Annotated in this window: 17 protein-coding genes; 10 read left to right on the forward strand and 7 right to left on the reverse strand. The window is 64.5% G+C overall.

Features of this window, described 5'->3' with window-relative positions; translation table 11 throughout:
• Positions 1-26: 26 nt before the first annotated feature.
• The 4 genes from CJ177_RS12345 to CJ177_RS12360 form a co-directional block, all read right to left on the reverse strand.
• Positions 27-1,178, reverse strand: a complete 1,152-nt coding sequence (locus CJ177_RS12345; protein ID WP_061040556.1) for a thiolase family protein — start codon at positions 1,176-1,178, stop codon at positions 27-29.
• 1,009 nt (positions 1,179-2,187) lie between these two features.
• Positions 2,188-3,057 (reverse strand): IclR family transcriptional regulator, encoded by an 870-nt coding sequence (locus tag CJ177_RS12350; protein WP_061040536.1) that lies wholly within the window; start codon positions 3,055-3,057, stop codon positions 2,188-2,190.
• 372 nt (positions 3,058-3,429) lie between these two features.
• The gene (locus tag CJ177_RS12355) at positions 3,430-4,845 is read right to left on the reverse strand and encodes an amidohydrolase family protein (protein WP_061040535.1); all 1,416 of its coding nucleotides are present in this window, start codon (positions 4,843-4,845) and stop codon (positions 3,430-3,432) included.
• Positions 4,842-5,891, reverse strand: a complete 1,050-nt coding sequence (locus CJ177_RS12360) for a CoA transferase (RefSeq protein WP_231913864.1) — start codon at positions 5,889-5,891, stop codon at positions 4,842-4,844. Before CJ177_RS12360 ends, CJ177_RS12355 begins: the two co-directional genes overlap by 4 nt.
• Before the next feature lie 238 nt (positions 5,892-6,129).
• Here CJ177_RS12360 and CJ177_RS12365 point away from each other — a divergent pair, with 238 nt between their 5' ends.
• Positions 6,130-7,230 carry an enoyl-CoA hydratase/isomerase family protein gene (locus CJ177_RS12365; protein WP_061040533.1) on the forward strand — a complete coding sequence of 367 codons (1,101 nt, stop codon included), beginning with the start codon at positions 6,130-6,132 and terminating at the stop codon, positions 7,228-7,230.
• A 91-nt stretch (positions 7,231-7,321) separates the two neighbouring features.
• On the opposite strand, the gene CJ177_RS12370 is transcribed toward CJ177_RS12365, so the two are convergent.
• On the reverse strand, positions 7,322-8,050 hold the full coding sequence (locus CJ177_RS12370; RefSeq protein ID WP_061040555.1) for an IclR family transcriptional regulator: 729 nt from the start codon (positions 8,048-8,050) through the stop codon (positions 7,322-7,324).
• 113 nt (positions 8,051-8,163) lie between these two features.
• Here CJ177_RS12370 and CJ177_RS12375 point away from each other — a divergent pair, with 113 nt between their 5' ends.
• From CJ177_RS12375 to dmpG, 3 genes are read left to right on the forward strand one after another with little or no spacing between them, the layout of a single operon-like run.
• Entirely contained in the window at positions 8,164-8,967 is an 804-nt protein-coding gene (locus CJ177_RS12375; protein WP_061040532.1) for a 2-keto-4-pentenoate hydratase, read from the forward strand.
• Positions 8,968-8,969: 2 nt separating this feature from the next.
• Positions 8,970-9,956, forward strand: coding sequence for an acetaldehyde dehydrogenase (acetylating) (locus CJ177_RS12380; protein WP_095867848.1), 987 nt, complete (start codon positions 8,970-8,972; stop codon positions 9,954-9,956).
• Positions 9,953-10,975: a 4-hydroxy-2-oxovalerate aldolase gene (dmpG, locus tag CJ177_RS12385; protein ID WP_061040530.1), complete on the forward strand. Its 1,023-nt coding sequence runs from the start codon at positions 9,953-9,955 to the stop codon at positions 10,973-10,975. Before CJ177_RS12380 ends, dmpG begins: the two co-directional genes overlap by 4 nt.
• A 407-nt stretch (positions 10,976-11,382) precedes the next feature.
• Here dmpG and CJ177_RS12390 read toward each other — a convergent pair whose 3' ends face one another.
• Both CJ177_RS12390 and CJ177_RS12395 read right to left on the reverse strand, forming a co-directional pair.
• Complete coding sequence (locus CJ177_RS12390; protein ID WP_095867849.1) at positions 11,383-12,192, reverse strand: TetR/AcrR family transcriptional regulator; 810 nt, start codon at positions 12,190-12,192, stop codon at positions 11,383-11,385.
• A gap of 93 nt (positions 12,193-12,285) precedes the next feature.
• Positions 12,286-12,711 (reverse strand): nuclear transport factor 2 family protein, encoded by a 426-nt coding sequence (locus CJ177_RS12395; RefSeq protein ID WP_061040529.1) that lies wholly within the window; start codon positions 12,709-12,711, stop codon positions 12,286-12,288.
• A gap of 462 nt (positions 12,712-13,173) precedes the next feature.
• Between CJ177_RS12395 and CJ177_RS12400 the strand changes: the two genes are divergently transcribed.
• From CJ177_RS12400 to CJ177_RS12425, 6 genes are all read left to right on the forward strand, one after another.
• Positions 13,174-13,572 (forward strand): carboxymuconolactone decarboxylase family protein, encoded by a 399-nt coding sequence (locus tag CJ177_RS12400; protein WP_061040528.1) that lies wholly within the window; start codon positions 13,174-13,176, stop codon positions 13,570-13,572.
• A 33-nt stretch (positions 13,573-13,605) separates the two neighbouring features.
• Positions 13,606-14,346, forward strand: coding sequence for an SDR family NAD(P)-dependent oxidoreductase (locus CJ177_RS12405; protein ID WP_231913862.1), 741 nt, complete (start codon positions 13,606-13,608; stop codon positions 14,344-14,346).
• A 298-nt stretch (positions 14,347-14,644) separates the two neighbouring features.
• Complete coding sequence (locus CJ177_RS12410; RefSeq protein WP_061040526.1) at positions 14,645-14,839, forward strand: ferredoxin; 195 nt, start codon at positions 14,645-14,647, stop codon at positions 14,837-14,839.
• Positions 14,840-14,891: 52 nt separating this feature from the next.
• Positions 14,892-16,121 (forward strand): cytochrome P450, encoded by a 1,230-nt coding sequence (locus CJ177_RS12415; RefSeq protein WP_061040525.1) that lies wholly within the window; start codon positions 14,892-14,894, stop codon positions 16,119-16,121.
• Between the two features lie 257 nt (positions 16,122-16,378).
• On the forward strand, positions 16,379-17,335 hold the full coding sequence (locus tag CJ177_RS12420; protein ID WP_218835106.1) for a hypothetical protein: 957 nt from the start codon (positions 16,379-16,381) through the stop codon (positions 17,333-17,335).
• A 28-nt stretch (positions 17,336-17,363) separates the two neighbouring features.
• A complete protein-coding gene (locus CJ177_RS12425) occupies positions 17,364-18,977 on the forward strand; it encodes an NAD(P)/FAD-dependent oxidoreductase (RefSeq protein ID WP_095868215.1) in 1,614 nt (537 codons plus the stop codon).
• The last annotated feature ends 27 nt before the right edge of the window (positions 18,978-19,004 follow it).

The raw sequence follows: 19,004 nt of genomic DNA on the forward strand, positions 1-19,004 counted from the left end.
GGATCAGTTGCGTCGCTTCGACCGGTTCACTCGACGAGTTCGTAGATTGTCGCGTTGGCGGTTCCCCCGCCTTCGCAGATGGTCTGCAGCCCATACCTGATTCCTTGATCCCGCATGTGGTGAATAAGTCGAGTCGTGAGGATGGCCCCGGACGCGCCCAGCGGGTGGCCGACGGCAATGGCGCCACCGAGTGGGTTGACGCGTTCGGGATCGGCTTCGAGTTCGATTTGCCAGGCAAGCGGAACGGGTGCGAAGGCCTCGTTGATCTCGATCGCGCCGATGTCGTCGATGACGAGGCCAGCTCGCGCGAGGACTTTCTGCGTCGCGGGAATCGGGGCGGTCAACATCATCACCGGATCGGCGCCGACAACCGAGCCCGCGAGCAGGCGGACGATGGGCGTGAGACCGAGTGCGGCCGCCTTCTCCGGCGTCGTGATCATCACCGCCGATGCGCCGTCCGAGATCTGTGAAGCGTTGCCCGCGTGGATCACACCGTCCGCACTGAACGACGGCTTCAGCTTGGCGAGAGTTTCGGGCGACGTGCCGCGTCGCAGGCCCTCGTCGACGTCGAGTTTCGCTTCGCCGATGGCGACCGGGACCAGTTGGGAATCGAAGGCGCCACGGTCGATTGCGTCTGCTGCGAGCTGATGCGACCGAGACGCGAACTCGTCGAGCATCTGCCGCGACAGGCCCCACTTCTCGGAGATCAACTCGGCGCCCGTGCCTTGGTCGAGGTGATCGGTCTCGTACCGGTCGAGCACGGTCTGACCGTAGGGGAACCCGCTGGCGCGTGCCGCCCCGAGGGGTACCCGGGACATCGTTTCGACACCACCTGCGACGGCGATGTCGTAGGCCCCCGACATCACGGCGTGCGCGGCGGACTCGATCGCCTGTTGACCCGAGCCACAGGCACGATTGATGGTGACCGCTGGAACACTCTCCGGCCAGCCGGCGGCCAGGGTGGCGAACCGTGCGACGTTGCTCGACTGATCACCGAGTTGGGTGACGCATCCCCACATGACGTCATCGATCGAACCTGGATCGACGCCGGTCCGTGTGACCAGTTCGTTCAGCACCAGCGCGGAAAGGTCCACCGGGTGGACGCTGCTCAGGGCGCCATTGCGTTTCCCGATGGGAGTGCGTACCGCTTCGACGATGACTGCTTCTCTGACTCGCATGTTCGCTCCTGTGATGCTGGTGGATGAGATGAGGCGACCCAGGACCACCACACCTCGACGAGTGTGGTTCCGGCTCTACCGCTGCCACCGTCGTCGGCATGAACCGAGCGAGGCTTGCCCCATCTCGATGATCCCGGGGCCGGCGTCGAGGATCTTCCTCGGGAACCGATCAGAGTCTCGGGTGCTCGATCTGATGATCGCCCGTGGCGATCAGGTGCATATGGTTTTGCAGCGGCACGAATCCTCCTGAACTGTCCGCATCACGCAGAGAGAAGACGGTTACTTGTCTAGCGATCTGGATATTAGCAGGAGCTACTGTGTGCGCCACTGCAGCTTTCCGTTCAGTGGATCGCCACTCGGCCGTCTCGTGTGTTGTATGCGCACTTCAGAAGGGTGCATCTCGGGATCGGAGCTCCTTGCGTTGCTCGCTGGGCGGGCCGCGCCCGTTCGAGTCGCGCACCGATGTGAGCGCTCCGTATCGACTGTTGTTTTAGCAAAGATGCTATATCTAGTTAACTAGGTGACGACCGTAGGTTTCGAGGTCGGTGGCGCGATGGTGCCGATAAGCACTGGAGAGGGCACCTAGGACAAGCCGCGGAGATTGTCGGCCACAACCGTGACCAGTCGGACCAACTCCGCACGATGCGACTGCGACAGCACTCTACGCAGGCCACGCGTTCAACAATTCGTCTTCGCGACCATCGGCACAGAGTTCGACGCGACACGGAGGCACTCGTCGGACCGCACAACCGCGATGCGGTGATCAATCTGTTCCATTGAGTAGCACCGCTATTCGCTTGAAAACGCGATCTCCGGTGCGCGGCTGGGTGTAGAGACGGCAGGAGGCGACGCAGGCCGCCGGGGACGCGGTTGGCGGTTTCGCTCCGAAAAGGGCCTACCGTCTGTCGGTGAACTCGGTCCAACCGCAGCGGTGCCGACGCGGTCCTGCGAGCCCACGGAGGAGCCCAACGGTCGGCATCGGGGTCCGGGTTCGAGCCGGAGGTCCAGGCTACAGTCGAGTTCCGACGTTTCTGCACCTGTAGGTCGCGTTCGAGATGGCGGAGGCTGTGCTCAGGACGGCCTCGGCAGCGAGGCCCCAGCGCATTCGGCCGGCAACTCCAGTCAGCGAGACGGCGCCGAGCGTGTCGCCGGACTGGCCGATCGGAGCCGCAACGCACACGATCTTGTCGTGAAGTTCACCCCGGTCGAATGCGACTCCGCTCTTGCGGATCTGGCTGAGTTCGGTGCGGAGAGTGAAGGGCTCGGTGATGGTGTTCGCGGTCCGGCGTGGCATCGGCGACGCCAGGATGGTGCGGAGGGCATCGTCGTCGTACGCCGCGATTGCCTTGCCGAGTGCAGTGCAGTAGGCGGGCGCGCGGCTTCCTCGGCGCGCCGTGAGGCGAGGTGGTCCGGCGGTGACCTTCTCGAGGTGGACGACCTCGGCCCGATCGAGAATGCCGAGGTGCACCGACATCCCGGTCTTGGCGGCGAGGGTCTGAAGGTGCGGCAGTGCGGCCTCATGGAGCGTGTTCTCTTCGATGGCGAGGCTCCCCATTTCGAACATTCGAATGCCGAGTCGGTACCCGCCGGAATCCCGTGCCATCCATCCGACTTGGCACAGCTGGTCTGCCAGCCGGTGCAGTGTCGACTTCGGGAGGCCGGTGCGCTCGCTCAGGTCGCCGAGGCCGAGCACCTGTCGGCTGCCGTCGAAGGCCTCCATGATCGACGCGATCCGTCCGAGGACAGTGCGCTCCGGATTTCGTTGCCCGTTGCCCGTTGCGGCGTGGCTGCCGGTGATCGAGCCGCCGGGTCCGTCCAGTGGCCCCTCGGTTGGTTCGACCTCGAGTCCGGAGGTAACCAGTTTCAAGTTTAACGACATTGCCGCCACCTTCCATCGAGGTCACTTATTTCAGCGAACATCAGCAGCACCTGGCCAACGGGACTGGCAAACCGGGAGCTGATCTTGAATTAGTGCACTTTTTTGCTTGTAAGCAGGATCACATCCCTACGTCGGCATGTCAAGCCCGCGCGGTGACCCGTCAGATATCTGCGCGTAGATGAGGTCGCTGCGCCTATGAGAGTGGGCGTGCGGTGCGCCTCGACGGTCGGACCGCGCCGGGCGGTAGGCCCAGACGATGGGGCCTGCCGACGGGTCCACCGTAAGGCCGTGAGCGAGACGACCGCGATAAGGCCGGGATGCGTGGTGACATGGCCGACTGCTGCAGCACTGAGCTTGTTGCGCGTGCGGACCCTAAGCGCAAGTGGTGGCGGGATGGACGACCGTCCCACCGATCACTGTGGTGCGAACTGCGTCGGCCGAAGGCGCGGCGAGGACGTCGGCGAGCGGGGCGCGAAGGAGAACCACGTCGGCAATCGCACCCGTCCGGATGCGGCGTGGAGCCCCGCCGGGGTCCTCGGCGGCCGCTAGGTATCCGGCCAATGCCTGTGTGCTCGTAATGCGTTCAGTGGGTCCGACTATCTCGTTCGTCGGGGCACGCCGCACCACCGCGGCGGTTATCACGCTCCATGGATCCGCCGGTCCGTATGGGGCGTCGCTCGACAACGAAACTCGGACACCTCCGTCCAGTAGCGACCGGCAGCGATACAGGTCCGGTTGGTCTCTTTGGTCGACTCGGCGTAGATAATCGTCGCCGCGGTCGGCGAGGAATCCGGGTTGGGTGACGACCCGGAGGTCACGCCGGCGGAGGTCGTCGATCGTTTCGCGAGGGATGAGGGCCCCGTGCTCGATCCGGTCTCCGGGCAGGGTTCCGACTTCGTCGAGCGCCGCCAGCAGGATCAGCAGTGCCTCGCGGGTGACACAGTGCGCGGCGACCGCTCTGCCTCGGCTGTGGACGTCCCTGATCCGGTCAGTCAGATTCTCGAGGTCAGGCAGTCCCGAGTCTGCCAGCACAATCTTGTAGGGGCCGAACGAGATACGTTCAACCGAAGAAATCGATCCGTCGAGTGGTGTCCCGAGCAGGTGCATTCGTTGAGGAAATTCACCGCTCGCGCCGGCCGCGATGAGCGCTGCCTGGGACAACGGGCTGAGGTCCGGACTTGCGTCGGTCACTCCGGTGATGCCGAATCGGGCCAGTGCAGTGCCGATCGCTTCCAGACGCGGCGGCTGCGACCGGGGGAGTCGGTCGCGCAGCCAGGTGTCGGCGCGCCATACGCGCCCGGTCGGTCGGCCATCCGGGGTGCGTTCGACGCCGCGATGGGATGCCCCGTCGAGGTGCGCAGCGGCGATGGCTGCACTATTGAGAACCCACATCGCGCCGCTGCGATGTTGTATCCGGACCGGTCGGACGGAGTGGAGGCGGTCGAGACCGTCCGCGTCGAGATCGCCGGCGACAGTCTCGCTGTATCCCACGCCGCGGACCCAGCCGTTTTGGTCGCCCGGCGTGTGTGCGAGAACGTCCGCGAGGGTGGCAGCGTCACGAACGTCCGGCGGCCCACAGCGCACAGAGGCGGCGTCGGCGGCCATTGCGTGGAGATGCAGGTGGTGGTCGTGGAGACCCGGGATCAGAGCGCCGCCATCGGCGTCTATAGCCTCACCGAGCCGGGCGGACAGGTTCGGGCCGACGGTCCTGATCCGTCCGCCGGAGATCACGACGTCGATGCCGGGAACACCGGCGACCTCCGCATTCCGGATCACAAGGTCGGTCACGGCGCCGCGATTTTCAGTGTGCGCAGCACGGAGGCGGTGTCGGCGCCGGAGACGGCGACGCGTCCTGCGGGTGCCCGCTCCCGCGGCTCGGCGACAGGGACGACGCCCGAGGCTGTCTCGACGATCCACTCGCGGCCTGACCATCGAGGCGTCGGCGCGGAGTGGTCGGTCAAGGTCGACGCGACGAGGTCGGACATGGACAAGTTCCAGAGGTGTCCGGAACTTTCTGTGGGGGCGGACATCGCCAGTGCCGCGGCGGTAAGTCCAGTGAGCGGATCGGCGATGGCGTCGCCGACGAAGAGAGGGCTGCCGTCGCGATCGGTTGCGACGAGTCCAGCTGCGGCGGCAAGGTCGTCGCCGAAACCGATTCGGTCGGAGGCTCGTCCAGCTGCTGTGATCGACACCCACGTAGCACCCCGGGCGACCGCGGCGTCGGCATCGAGTCCGAATCTGGCGAGAGCGCGTGGGCGGGAGGCCTCGATCACGATGTCGGCGGCGTCGACGAGTGCGGAAAGGGCCCTGCGCCCCTCGGATCTACTGGGATCGAGGACAACTGACTCGTGACCACCATGCAATAGGTGGTAAAACTGCGAGTTTCCGCGGCGGGCACCGTCCGGCCGATCGGGTGTCTCGACCTTCACCACACGGGCGCCCGCGAGTCCGAGAAGATGCGCGCATAATGGGCCTGCCCACAGGGCGCTGAAGTCGACGACGAGTAATCCGTCGACGGGGCGGGGTTGTAATGGCTCGGGGGCAGGTGGGGGCGTGGTTGCCCGCGAGATCGGGGCTGCCGCGATGCTGAGGAGTGTGGCCCGCTCGGCCAAGTCGGCACCGCGGTGATGCGCGAGCCAGTCGGCGACGATCGGCCAGGGGTTGTACTCGTCGACTACTTCGCGGACCAACGCTCCCAGTAGTGCGGCGTCGTCGGTGCGGGCGCACGACACGGCCGCCCACCCGTCGGCGGTGGGCAGCAGGCGACAGCTGCCGCCCACAGACACGTTCCCGCGCCGCCGGAAACCCGTGAAGGCTGCACGCTCCGAGAGCATCTTGGCACCGTCGATATCGATGCGTCGACCACTGATGGCACTGGTGTCTGCAATCCACGATGACATTTCTCTTGCGAATGTCGCAGCCCGACCCGGTGGGATCACCGGTGGCCCGTTCGGTTGGCCCGTAAGGGCTACGACGCCGCTTTGGGCCCAGTCCCGTACCGGATCCTGCGCCGAGTGCGTGAGCGACGGAGTAGGTGACACTGCTCGATCCTATGCTGGCAAGCTGTTCCGTATGGATACTGCGCAGGCTTCAGTCTCTCCTCGCGATCTCGCGGACGGTGCCGCCGATGCCGCGTTGCTCGCCGAAGAAGCGGCCGTTGTCACTCCGATGATGATCGTGGATCTCGACGCAGCAGTCGATGCGGGTACCGCTGCCCGTGCGACTGAACGAGCACTGAGTACCGACCGCCTGCTTGTCGGGGTGCGCCGTCAGCCGGGCCCATTGCCGGAGGTGGTCGAAGGCCTCGTCTCCGCTCTCGACACCACGATCGTCGGTGAGGTCATGCCGAGCGACCGTCGGCTCGTCGGAGCGATCGATCCAGACGCTGCGATCGCCGAACTATTCGAGGTAGTGGCCGCCAACGTGCACGCTGCGATGCTGCTCGGTCAGGTTCTGCGCTTGTCCGAGGGACTTCCCGTGCGACAGGCAATCGACGTCGAATCGCTGGCCTATTCCACCCTTCTCGGCACCCCGGGATTTCGGCGCTGGCTCGAACGTCGAGGCCCGCGTCCGTTGCCGCCGCCATCGCCGCAGGAACCTGTGCTGCTCCGGCGGGAGGACAATCTGTTGTCGATCACTCTCAACCGGCCGGAGCGCCGCAACGCCTATGGTGCCGAGGTCCGAGACGGGCTGGTCGAAGCGCTGAGGCTGGCGATCACGGACGACACTATCTCTGAGATCATTCTCGCCGGGTCTGGGCCGTCGTTCTCGGCGGGTGGGGATCTCGACGAGTTCGGCACCACCCCCGATCTGGCGACTGCTCACCTCATCCGCACTCGCGCCGGCGCCGGACGGCTGATGGCGCAAATAGCCGGCCGAATCGAGGTCCGGGTGCATGGTAGTTGTGTTGGAGCCGGAATAGAGGTTCCGGCATTCGCCGGCAGAATCGTGGCTTCTCCGGACGCTGTTTTCCGGCTGCCGGAGGTGTCGATGGGGCTGATCCCCGGAGCAGGGGGAACGGTGAGCGTGCCACGCCGAATCGGTCGATGGCGTGCGTTTTGGCTGAGTTCGACCGGGGCTCCTCTCGATGCCCATACTGCGCTCGCGTGGGGTCTCGTTGACGAGATCGCTCACCGGTCTGTCGTGTCGACCTTGACGCCGCCATCGGCTTAGCCGGGAGCGGGACATTCGGGTCATCTGGGTCGGGATTTTGCTCGTGCCGAGGCACCGCCCGGTGGTCTGGAATTACTCGAACGGCTCACGGTCAGTATCCTTCTGACATCTCGGCGCGTCGTTTCAGCGTGGCAGCGATGCCGGCGGCAGCGGCCAGAACGGGTGCGACGTGATCGGAGGGGCGAAACCGGGTCGCCTGGCCGGCGATGCTGATTGCGGCCACCGGTCGGCCGTCGGGTCCGAGTATCGGCGCGCCCACACAGAGCACACCGACCGTCGCTTCCTCGTGTTCGAACGCGACCCCGGTCTCGAGTACGCGGTCGAGTTGCTGCCGCAACAGATCAGGGGAAGTGATGGTGCGCGGGGTTCGCCGCGGCAGCGGCGCCGAAAGCACCTCGATTCGCTCGGCTTCGGGTGCGTGGGCGAGAAGTGCTTTGCCCAATGCCGTGGCATACACCGGCATCCGGCCTCCCACCCGAGACGGTGCCCGTGGGCCACGATGGCCGGTCACCTTGGCGAGGTAGAGCACATCGGCGCCGTTGCGGACCCCGAGATGAACGATCTCGTGGGTGCGCTCGTACAGATCCTCCATGAACGGTGTCGCCACTTCGACGAGAGTGCGCTCGACGGATGCGCGCATCCCCAGTTCGAACAGGTGTGAGCCCAGGTGGAAGACGCCGTCCACCCGGTCCAGCAACCCCGCGGCGACCAGATCGCCGGCCGTTCGGTGCAGCGTCGCCTTGGGCAGGCCCGTGCGACGCTGCAACTCCGCGAAACCGACTCCATGGTCTTCCGGTGCGAAGGCGTGCAAGATCACCATGACCTTTCCGAGCACCGATGACGGATCCAAATCCACGGACACACAAACAATTTTATGCGCGCGTTCCACTGAGAGGAACTTATTGGTGGCGCGAGATCGGTGCAACATCCAGCATGGGCTCCATGCAAACTCGCTCGTATGAGATCGACACGGCCTCGGACCGCCTGCTGGCGGCATCCGCAACCGGGGTCCCCTGTCAGCCCGTCCGTGATCTGATCGGATCTACGGACATGGCCGCGGCCTACGCTGTGCAGGCCCGCGGAACAGCGGTCAGGCTCGCCACCGGCGCGAAGGTCGTCGGCCGGAAAGTCGGTCTCACCTCACGCGCCGTACAGGCACAGATCGGTGTGGATCAGCCCGACCTCGGCTACCTGTTCGACGACATGGCCTACGGTGACGGCCACACCATCCCGATGAGCCGACTCCTGCAACCGAAGGTCGAAGCCGAGGTCGCATTCGTCCTCAAAGGCGACCTCGACACCGGACCGCTGGACGAGCAGCAGATCCGCGCGGCGGTCGACTACGTGACAGCTGCCATCGAGATCGTCGACTCACGAATCCAGAACTGGGACATCACGTTCGGCGACACGGTTGCCGACAACGGGTCGAGCGCACTCTACGTCCTCGGCGCGACGCGCAAAACACTCGACGAGATCGAACCAGTGAACGTCGAGATGACCATGACCGTCAACGGAGCACAGGTGTCCGAGGGCAACGGCGCCGCGTGTCTCGACGATCCGATCAATGCCGTCGTGTGGTTGGCACGCCAAGCAAGCACCTTCGGGGATCCGCTACGCGCCGGCCAGGTCATCCTTTCCGGGGCACTCGGCCCAATGGCGACAGTCCGGCCCGGTGACTTCGTGACCGCGACGGTCAGCGGTCTCGGCTCTGTGACCACAAACTTCTCCAAGGAGTAGATATGAGAACTGGAAGCTCAGGGACGACCAAGGTCGCCATTATCGGTTCCGGCAACATCGGCACCGACCTGATGATCAAGGTCATCCGGATTTCGGAATCACTCGAGGTGGCCGCGATGGTGGGCATCGATGCGGCGTCGGACGGACTCGCCCGCGCCGCCCGATTGGGAGTTCCGATCACCGCCGAGGGAGTCGACGGCTTGATCGCCATGGACGGGTTCGCCGGCATCGACATCATCTTCGATGCCACCTCGGCGGGCGCCCATCGCGCCAACGCCGCCAAACTCGCCCCGTTCGGCAAGAAACTCGTCGACCTCACCCCGGCAGCGATCGGCCCGTTCGTCGTGCCACCGGTCAACGGCGAGGTGTCCATCGACGAAGACAACGTCAACATGGTGACATGCGGTGGTCAGGCGACGATCCCGATCGTGTACGCCGTCTCCCGCATCACCGACGTCCCCTACGCGGAGATCATCGCCTCGGTTTCGAGCAAGTCCGCCGGTCCCGGTACCCGCGCCAACATCGACGAGTTCACCGAAACCACCGCCAACGCGATCGAAGCTGTGGGCGGTGCCTGGACAGGTAAAGCGATCATCATCCTCAATCCGGCCGAGCCGCCCCTGATCATGCGGGATACGGTGTTCTGCCTCATCGACGACCCCCACGAAACCACACTCGACCAGATCCGCGCGTCGATCGAGGAGATGGTCGCGGCCGTCGCCGAATACGTGCCCGGCTACCGCCTCAAGCAAGCCGTCCAATTCACCCGAATTCCTGACGGCGAACCTATCCACACCCTGATCGGCAAAGGCGTCGGCGAGGTCCGCGCAAGCCACCGCGTCGGTGTCTTCCTCGAAGTCGAGGGTGCCGCGCACTACCTGCCGGCCTATGCGGGCAACCTCGACATCATGACGTCCGCGGCGCTCCGTACCGGCGAAAGGATCGCCGAGCGGCTGAACGCCAACCACACAGAAAGTGCCAGGGCATGACTGATCTCTACATCCAGGACGTCACTCTCCGCGACGGTATGCACGCCATCCGGCACCGCATAGATCCCACCGACGTAACCCGCATCGTCACGGCGCTCGACGACGCCGGTGTCGATGCCATCGAAGTTACGCACGGTGACGGCCTCGGCGGCGGATCGATCAACTACGGCCCGGGATCGCACACCGACTGGGAATGGATCGAGGCTGCGGCCGCGGCCATCAAGAATGCAAAACTGACCTCCCTGCTCGTCCCTGGCATCGGCACCGCGGAGTCGCTCCGAACCGCCTACTCCCTCGGAGTGCGTTCGGTTCGTATCGCCACCCACTGCACCGAAGCCGACGTCGCGCGACAGCACATCGAAACCGCCCGTGACATCGGGATGGACGTGTCCGGCTTCCTCATGATGTCGCACATGGCACCACCGGCAGAGCTGGCCGAACAAGCCAAACTCATGGAGTCCTACGGAGCGCACTGCGTGTATGTCACCGACTCCGGCGGGCGACTGACCATGAATGGTGTCCGCGACCGCATCCGCGCATACCGTGATGTGCTCGACCCGACGACCCAATTGGGCATCCACGCACACGAGAACCTGTCACTGTCGGTCGCCAACTCGGTCGTCGCCGTCGAAGAAGGCGCCTACCGGGTCGATGCGTCGCTGGCGGGACAGGGTGCGGGAGCGGGCAACTGCCCCATCGAGGCCTTCATCGCGGTCGCGGACCTCACCGGGTGGGACCACCGCTGTGACGTGTTCAAACTCCAGGACGCGGCGGACGACCTGGTCCGCCCATTGCAGGATCGGCCGGTCCGAGTCGACCGGGAGACCCTCACACTCGGATATGCCGGCGTCTACTCGTCGTTCCTGCGGCACGCCGAAAACGCCTCGAACGAGTACGGGGTAGACACCCGCGATCTGCTCGTCGAGGTAGGTCGCCGCCGCCTCGTCGGTGGACAGGAGGACATGCTGATCGACATCGCCTTGGACCTGATCGCTCAGCGGGAACTGCAAGCGAACTGAGCTGAAACGCTCAGGACCGATCTCTTCGGTCTGCGGAAGGTCGTACTCGGCAGCGAACTGGACCGCCGGGTCTCGGCGTCTCCAGCCAGACTGGCATCACCGAGGACCCCGCGCTGAACGCGTCCGTGAGGCGCGGGGTCGATGAACTCGGCCGGCTCGACGTCGTTGTGTGCGACCGCCGGAATCATGTTGGCGCTCGAGCTCGCATCCGGACAGACGCAATGGACCCCTCACGGAATGATCGGGGCCACAACGTCGCTCGCGCACCGCCGAATCTTGGGCGCAGAGTCCGAGTCGCGTGCGATGCAAGGCCACTGTGGGAGAACGAGTTTGCCCCCTGCGCGATACGTGGCCCGGGGAGAGTTCGGCTACTTCACGGTGCGGCCGAGGAACCGCAGACGGCAGCGTCAGGCCGGACCAGCGCGTCGGGCGCGACCTCCCGAACGGGGAGCACCTGCTTGCCCGCGCTTCTTGCTCCGCGCGCCGTGCTCTCCTCGCTGCTCGACGTGAGCACCTGCGCTGGTGGGCTCATCTTTTGAGGCGACCGGTTGCGGGACGGCGGTCTGTCGTTTGGCGTTGTATTCGCGGATGCGGTCGTCGAGGTGCTCGTTGTGGTAGTCCGGGCTGCGGAATCCGAAGAAGAGGGTCGCGCAGTATTCCCGGGACAGCATTTCCGCATCCCAATCGCCGCCGGGCTCTACCCATTGGTACGTATGGTTGTGCATGTTGAGGAACTGTCGTGTAGCCAGGCGAGGGTCCATCTTGCGGAAGGATCCGGCTTCCATCGCGGCGACGAGAAGTTCCTCGACGAGGTCTTCGAATTCGCGGCGCTGCCGAAGCATCCGTGACAGGTTGGCTCCCCGCAGGTTGCGGTAGTCGTGTTCGTAGACCCAGACGTGGTCGAGCCTGGCGAGGATGTTTTCCAGGAGGGTCTGGGACAGCATTCGGAGACACAGGACGGGGTCTTCGTCGAGGGCGACAATGCGGCGTACCGAGACCAGCAGGGGCTTCATCACCCGGTTCTGGATCTCGACGAGAAGGTTTTCTTTGGACCCGATGTAGTAGTACAGGGCGCCCCTGGCCAGACCGGTTACTTCGATGATCTCAGCGATGCCGGTGGAGGCGTAGCCGTTCTTGGCGAACAGCGCGGCGGCCTGATCGATGATGTCCTGGCGCTTGATCTCGTAACCTGGTCCGTGCCCTGGTGGTCTTGGCATGGCTTATGAGCTTATGCGGTCTCCGCCGGCATGGCGAACCCTCTCGGTTTCATCTGGCGGCGTGTCGCAGGAGGGAGTCGGCCACCCAGACCGTCAGGGTGCGGTGAACGCCAGCGCGCGATGCTCGAAACGCCAGTGCCTCCCCTCACGGCGGAGGAGGTCGTCGTACCGGCCGACCAGGGTGATCGTCCAGCCGGATTCGCTCTTGCTCAGGAATACGAGGTCGCTGAGAGCGCCGATTCGCCCGTCATCCTGATGGCTGATGACGGTGTTGAAGACGAGATGTCGTTGGGGAACCTGCGGCACCAGTGCTCGATACAGTGCCCGCAGCGCATCGTGTCCTTCGGCCATGTCCATGCCCGGCAACGCGGACTTGCCGTCGGAAGTGAAGAGCGCGACGAGATCGTCGACTCGGCCGTCGTCGAGGGCGTGGCAGTACGCCGCGATTGCGCGACGAACCCCCTCGGCGACCTCGGCGTCGGTCTGGCCTTCGGGTCCATGCGCAGTTGTGAGGGTCATGGGGCTCCTGGGTGTCGTCGGGCCGGCGCCGGAAGTGGCGCAAGTCGGGGCGGATGTCGCCGGACGTCGGCACGCGCACCGGCCCGGTCGGCCGCTGGGGAGACCCCGAGCGGTGCTCACCGAGCACGATCATCCGTCAGCAGCGGACACGCGAGGCGCACAACGTGGCATCGGTGATCATAGATTCATTGGTCGATACAATCAATGGCCTATGGCTGACTCGCCGGACAGGTTCACGATTCCTCGTCCGCTTCAACTGTGCCTCAACAAATTTGCCCTACCGCGGGCATTGCAAGTACCCGCCACGCTCCCGTAAGGTCGGATCGATAATAAATTCGACCGATCGGTATAAGAGTCATTCGGGCTATGCGTCGCCAAGCTTCACGGCGGCCTTCAATCGGCTGGAAGCACCCCGCGTGAACGTGCCGCACCGGAAACACTGCGCGACAGGAGACTTGAGCAATGACTGAGAGCATCTCTGAGAGCGCCCAGTCGACCGACTTGCGTGCCTTGGGGCTCGAGACGATGCGCTCGATCGTGCCCGGGGCATCATCGATGGGGGACGGCGACCTGCGCGATGGACGTCTCGGTGAGGACATCGTCGAGATCGGCTTGATCAGTGTGTGGTCGGCTCTCTGGGCCCGCGAAGGGCTTGGGCGACGCGACCGCAGCTTGGTCACACTGGGCATTCTCATCGCCCTGGGCGCAAGCGACGAGCTCGAGAGCCACGTGCGGATCGCGTTGAACAACGGTCTGACCAGGGATGAAATAGCTGAGGTCATCTACCACGCGGGCGGCTATGCCGGATTCCCTCGGTCGATGGCTGCCAGGAAGGCTGCGCGTGAGGCGCTCGGCGAATAACCGGCGCGGCGGCTCAATCACAGGAGAGGAACCATGATGACGCTGGATGGAAGAAATGCGGTCGTGACCGGCGGTGGCCGGGGGCTGGGGCGTGCCATCGCTACGGTGCTGGCAGGTCGAGGTGCGACGGTGGCGGTGTGGGATATCAACGCCGCCGGCGCGGAGGAAACGGTCAGCGCTATTCGCGAGGCCGGCGGAAAGGCGATCTCCGTTGCCGGTGACGCGGCCGATGCCTCCGCGGTGGCGGAGGCGGCGGCCCGCACCCGCGAGGAGCTCGGTGCGATCACTATTCTCGTCAACAATGCCGGTATCACCAATTACGTGCCCTTCACGGACCTCACCGAGGAGTCCTGGGATCACATGATGCGGATCAACCTCAAGGGGCCGTTCCTTGTCACCCGGGAGTTCGTTCCCGACATGTTGGAGACCGGGTGGGGGCGGATCGTGAACATTTCGTCGTCGTCCGCACAGACCGGCGCGCCGGCGCTCGGCCATTATGCGGCGTCGAAGGGCGGTGTCATCGGCTTGACCAAGGCGCTGGCCATCGAGTTCGCCGGACGGGGGATCACGGTGAACAACGTCCCGCCGGGCTTCGTCGACACGCCTCTGCTCCGTGAGGGTTTCGATCTGGACGAGGTGGCGGCGAAGATGCCGATGAAGCGCCCCGGGAAGCCGGAGGACATCGCGCACGCGGTGTCCTACCTGGTGTCGGAGGAGGCTGCGTACGTGACCGGGCAGACGCTCAGCGTCAACGGCGGCCGCTACCTCGTCTGAGGACATCGGCAGCTGAAATTCTGATCGAGTCGGAGGCTCCATGCATCTCCTATTGATTAGACCGACCGGTCGAGATATGATCGCGATCACGTTTTGAATCGCAACGATGTCGGAGGGAAGTCGATGATGACTACCTGGGCCAGAGATGCTTCGCGCACCCCCGGGATCTCTCTCCGTTGGACAGTTCGTCGATCGGTATCGCAATGACTGTGCCAAAGCAGACGCGTCAAAGACGGGTGGAGATTGCTGCGCTCGTGACCCTCACCCCCCATTTCACCGAACGATCACGAGGAGCACCATGAAGGTTGTCATTGACGAGGAGAAGTGCGTCGCTGCCGGACAGTGTGTGAGCGCTGCGGCGGACGTATTCGACCAGCGCGACGAGGACGGAATCGTCGTGCTCCTGAATCCCTCTCCTCCAGCCGAATTGGCCGACGACGTCCGGCAGGCAGCGGCGGTGTGTCCGGCTCTCGCCATCAGTATCGAGGAATAGCCCGGCTCCGCGATCGCCATTCGGACAAGACGACAAAGATTAAGGGACAAACATGACGGAGACCGCTCTCGCTGCGGAGATCCCGGAATACCCGATGCCCAGGTCGGGCGAATGCCCGTTTGCGCCACCCCCGGGCTTGCTCGAGCTGCACGAGGACGAAAAATCCATTCGTCGCGTGAGGTCGTGGGACGGCAGCACACCGTGGCTTGTCACCAGTCACGCAGCTCAGCGTCAGATACTGACTGACCCGAGGGTGAGTGCGAACATCTGGCGCCCGGGGTACCCGCACACTACCCCTGCCATGAAGGCGCATGCCGGCGAGATGCAACCGTCGATCAACAACACCGACGGAGAGGAGCATAGTCGTTGGCGGCGGATGCTGACGAGTTCGTTCACCCGTCGTCGGATGGAGAAGCTCAGGCCTGCGATTCAGCAGATCACCGACGACCTCATCGACCAGATGCTGGCCGGCCCCAACCCGACCGAACTGAACGAGGCATTGTCGCTGCCGCTGCCGTCACTGATGATCTGTGAGCTTCTCGGAGTGCCTTACGAGGATCACGAGTTCTTCCATAGGCATGCCGGCGTCACAAATTCGGTGAACAAGACCCCGGAGGAAGCGGCCGAAACGGTTGCCGAACTTCGCCGCTACATAGCGCGGCTGATCGACGCCAAGATGGGCGAACCCGCCGAGGACCTCCTGTCCGACCTGGGGATGCGCGTGAAGGACGGCGAGCTGACGCTCGACGAGGCCTCTCGCCTCGGGCTTATCCTGCTCGTCGCCGGTCACGACACCAGCGCCAACATGATCACCCTGGGCACCGCACTGATGCTGCAGAATGAAGAGCAGCTCGCAGTCCTGCGTGAGCGATCCGACGACTCGAAATTCGTGACCAACGCCGTCGAGGAACTGTTGCGCTACTTGACCCTTCCCCATCTGCTGGCGCGCCGGGCGGCAATCGACGACATCGAGTTCGAAGGCGAGACCATCCGGGCGGGCGAGGGCGTGATCGTCTCGCTTCCGGCAGCGAACTGGGACGCCGAGGCGTTTCCCGAACCCGGGAAGCTGGATCTGACCCGTACCTCGTCGCATCATCTCGCCTTCGGGTGGGGCCCGCATCAGTGCGTCGGACAGCAGCTGGCTCGTATCGAGCTGCACGTCGTCTTCAGCACGCTCTTCCGTCGTATCCCCACGCTGCGGCTCGACGCCGACATCTCCGAGTTGAAATTCAAGGAGGATTCGCAGGCGTACGGGATCTACGAGCTACCGGTCGCCTGGTAGAACCCGCTTCCGTCCTGTGTCCGTCTGGTGCAGAGAATATCTCGGGTCGCATGGGTCGCGAAGTTCGCTGATCGGCACACTCGGTTTCGGTGCCAATTCGCACCGAGCTGCATTGGCCACACACCAACGGCCATGAGGAGACCTGAGACCTCGGTGGCGATCGACTGACCGGTCTCGGTCACAAGGGATCACACCCGTTTGATCACGAAATGCTACCGGGCGGCCATACGCCCGAAGCGAAGTGGAGGAGGACGTCCATGTCGGACGCTGACAAGCAACAGTTTCATCTGACGCGGTTGTATCATCCGAGTCACCATGTGACCGATCTCCGCGAGGCGGAGGTGTGGTTCGGGCGGGTCTTCGGTCGTCCGAGCCGACCCATCTCCGAGATGACCCGCAATGCTCCCGCGAGCGAGGGTTATCCTACGGACTATTCGACGTTCACTCCGATCAGTGATGTGCTGTTCGACACGATTGATCCGAAACGGTATGTGCTCGATGGTGTTCAGCAGTACGCGAGTGTCGACGGTCCGCATCTGAAGGGGTTCGGGTGGTATGTCGACGGGATCGCCGATGCCTATCGCCGACTCAAGGCACTCGGCATCGCCATGGTGGGGCAGCGGGGGGAGGTTGCCGACGGCGACAATCCGCCGTCGGCGCCGGGTTCGCCGATGCCGATCTTTTTCACGGTGCCCGAGAGTGCGGGTCTGCGGTACGAGTTCTTGCCGCAGATTCCGTTTCCGTTGGATCATCGGCTGGTGCCGGGCTGGGAGGTGCCGGCCGTGTCCGATGATGATCCGTTGGGCATCGAGCGGTGTTCGCATCACACGGTTTTGACCGATCGCCCGGAGCGAGCGTTGCGGGTTGTGGTGGACGGTTTGGGGGGCACCGTGATTCACCGGGGCCGCAACGAGGTGCTCGGTGCGAGCAGCACGTATGTGCATCTCGCGGATGCGGTGTTCGAGTATGCGGTTCCGGATGCGGGGACCGCGGCGTATGTGGACTGGGCGGGGGCGGCGCCGAACGATACCTACCATGCGATCACCTGGAAGGTCGTGGATCTGGATCGGGTGGAGCGGCATTTGAAAGAGCAGGGTGTGGACCTGCGGGTGCGTACCGATGAGGTCATCGTTACGGATCCGGTTTCGAGCCTGGGGATTCCGTGGGTTTTCACCACTGCCCTGACGCCGGGCGATCCGCGGGATGTGGGATGACTGCGAGTAGCGACGAGAGGCAATGTTGATGAGTGCGTTCGATGCTGTCACCTCCGGTGATGTGGTGACCGTGGATGTGTTGGTGGTCGGTGCGGGGGTGACCGGGATCCATCAGTTGTACCGGGCCCGTGAGGCGGGTTTTTCGACGCTGGCGTTGGAGGCCGGTGACGGGGTCGGTGGAGTGTGGTATTGGAACCGGTACCCGGGTGCGCGGCTGGATTCGGAGAGTTACACCTACGGATACCTGTTCTCGAAGGAGTTGTTCGAGGGGTGGGAGTGGACCGAGCGGTTCGCCGGTCAGCCGGAGAACGAGCGGTACTTCAATTATGTGGTCGACGCATTGGATCTGCGTCGGCACATCCGGTTCGGTGCCCGGGTCACCTCCGCTGTTTTCGAGGAGGGCACGGCCACTTGGCTGGTGCGCGCCAGTGACGGGACGGTGGTGCGGGCGCGGTTCCTCGTCGCCGCGACGGGTGTGTTGTCGGTCCCGGCGTTCCCGGGGGTGCCGGGCCGGGAGAGCTTCCGGGGGATTGCGCATCACACCGGGTTGTGGCCGGACGAGCCGGTCGATTTCACCGGTAAGCGGGTCGCGGTGATCGGGACCGGGGCCAGTGGTGTGCAGGTCATTCCGGTCATCGCCGACGAGGTGGAGTCGTTGACGGTGTATCAGCGGACCCCGAACTGGTGCACGCCGTTGTCGAACGAGCCGATCTCGGCGGAGCAGTATGCGCAGCTGCGGGCCGACTTCGAGCAGATGCGCGAGATTCTGAACGCGTCGGTCAGTGGGTTCCTGCATCAGCGTGATACCCGCAAGGCGTTCGAGGACGGCAAGCAGCAGCGGTGGGCGCGTTACGAGAAGATGTGGACCAGCCCGGGTTTTTCGAAGGTGATCAGCAACTATGCCGACACGATGACCGACTCCGCCGCCAACGAGGACTGGTGCCGGTTCATGGCGGAGAAGATCCGGGGCATCGTCACCGATCCCGAAACTGCGGAGAAACTGATCCCCCGCGACCACGGCTGGGCGGCGAAGCGGCCGCCGTTCACGACGGATTACTTCGAGGCCTACAACAACCCGAAGGTCTCGCTGGTCGACCTGTCGGAGACTCCGATCCTTCGGGTGACGGAGACCGGGATCGACACCGCGGACGGGCCGCGGGAGTTCGACATCATCGTGTGGGCGTCCGGGTTCGACTTCGGCACCGGGGCGCTGACGAGGATGGGTATTCGTGGGCGTGGTGGTCTGGCGTTGGAGGACTACTGGGCGGGTGGTCCGCGCACGTTCGCCGGCACCATGTGCCGGGAGTTCCCGAACTTTTTCTTCCCGGGTGGGCCGCACGGTGCGGCCGGGAACAATCCCCGGTATGCGGAGGATCAGGTGAACTTCGTTGCCGATGCGCTCGAGTACATGCGCGAGCGGGGGCACACGGTGATGGAGGTGCCCGCCGATCTGGAACAGAAGTGGAACCAGATGGTCGAGGAACTCGCCGTGCATTCGTCGTTCGGGGAGGCCAGTTATTTCTACGGCACCAACATTGCGGGTAAGCCCCGCAGCTTTCTGCTCAACCCGGGTGGCCGGCCGAAGCTGCGTGAGGCGATGAGCGAGGTTCTGGATTCGAAGTACGCGCGGTTCCTGTCGTGAATCGGCAACCAACACAGAAGGTATTGG

This window comes from Rhodococcus sp. ACPA1, from assembly GCF_002300195.1.
Classification (GTDB): domain Bacteria; phylum Actinomycetota; class Actinomycetes; order Mycobacteriales; family Mycobacteriaceae; genus Rhodococcus_F; species Rhodococcus_F opacus.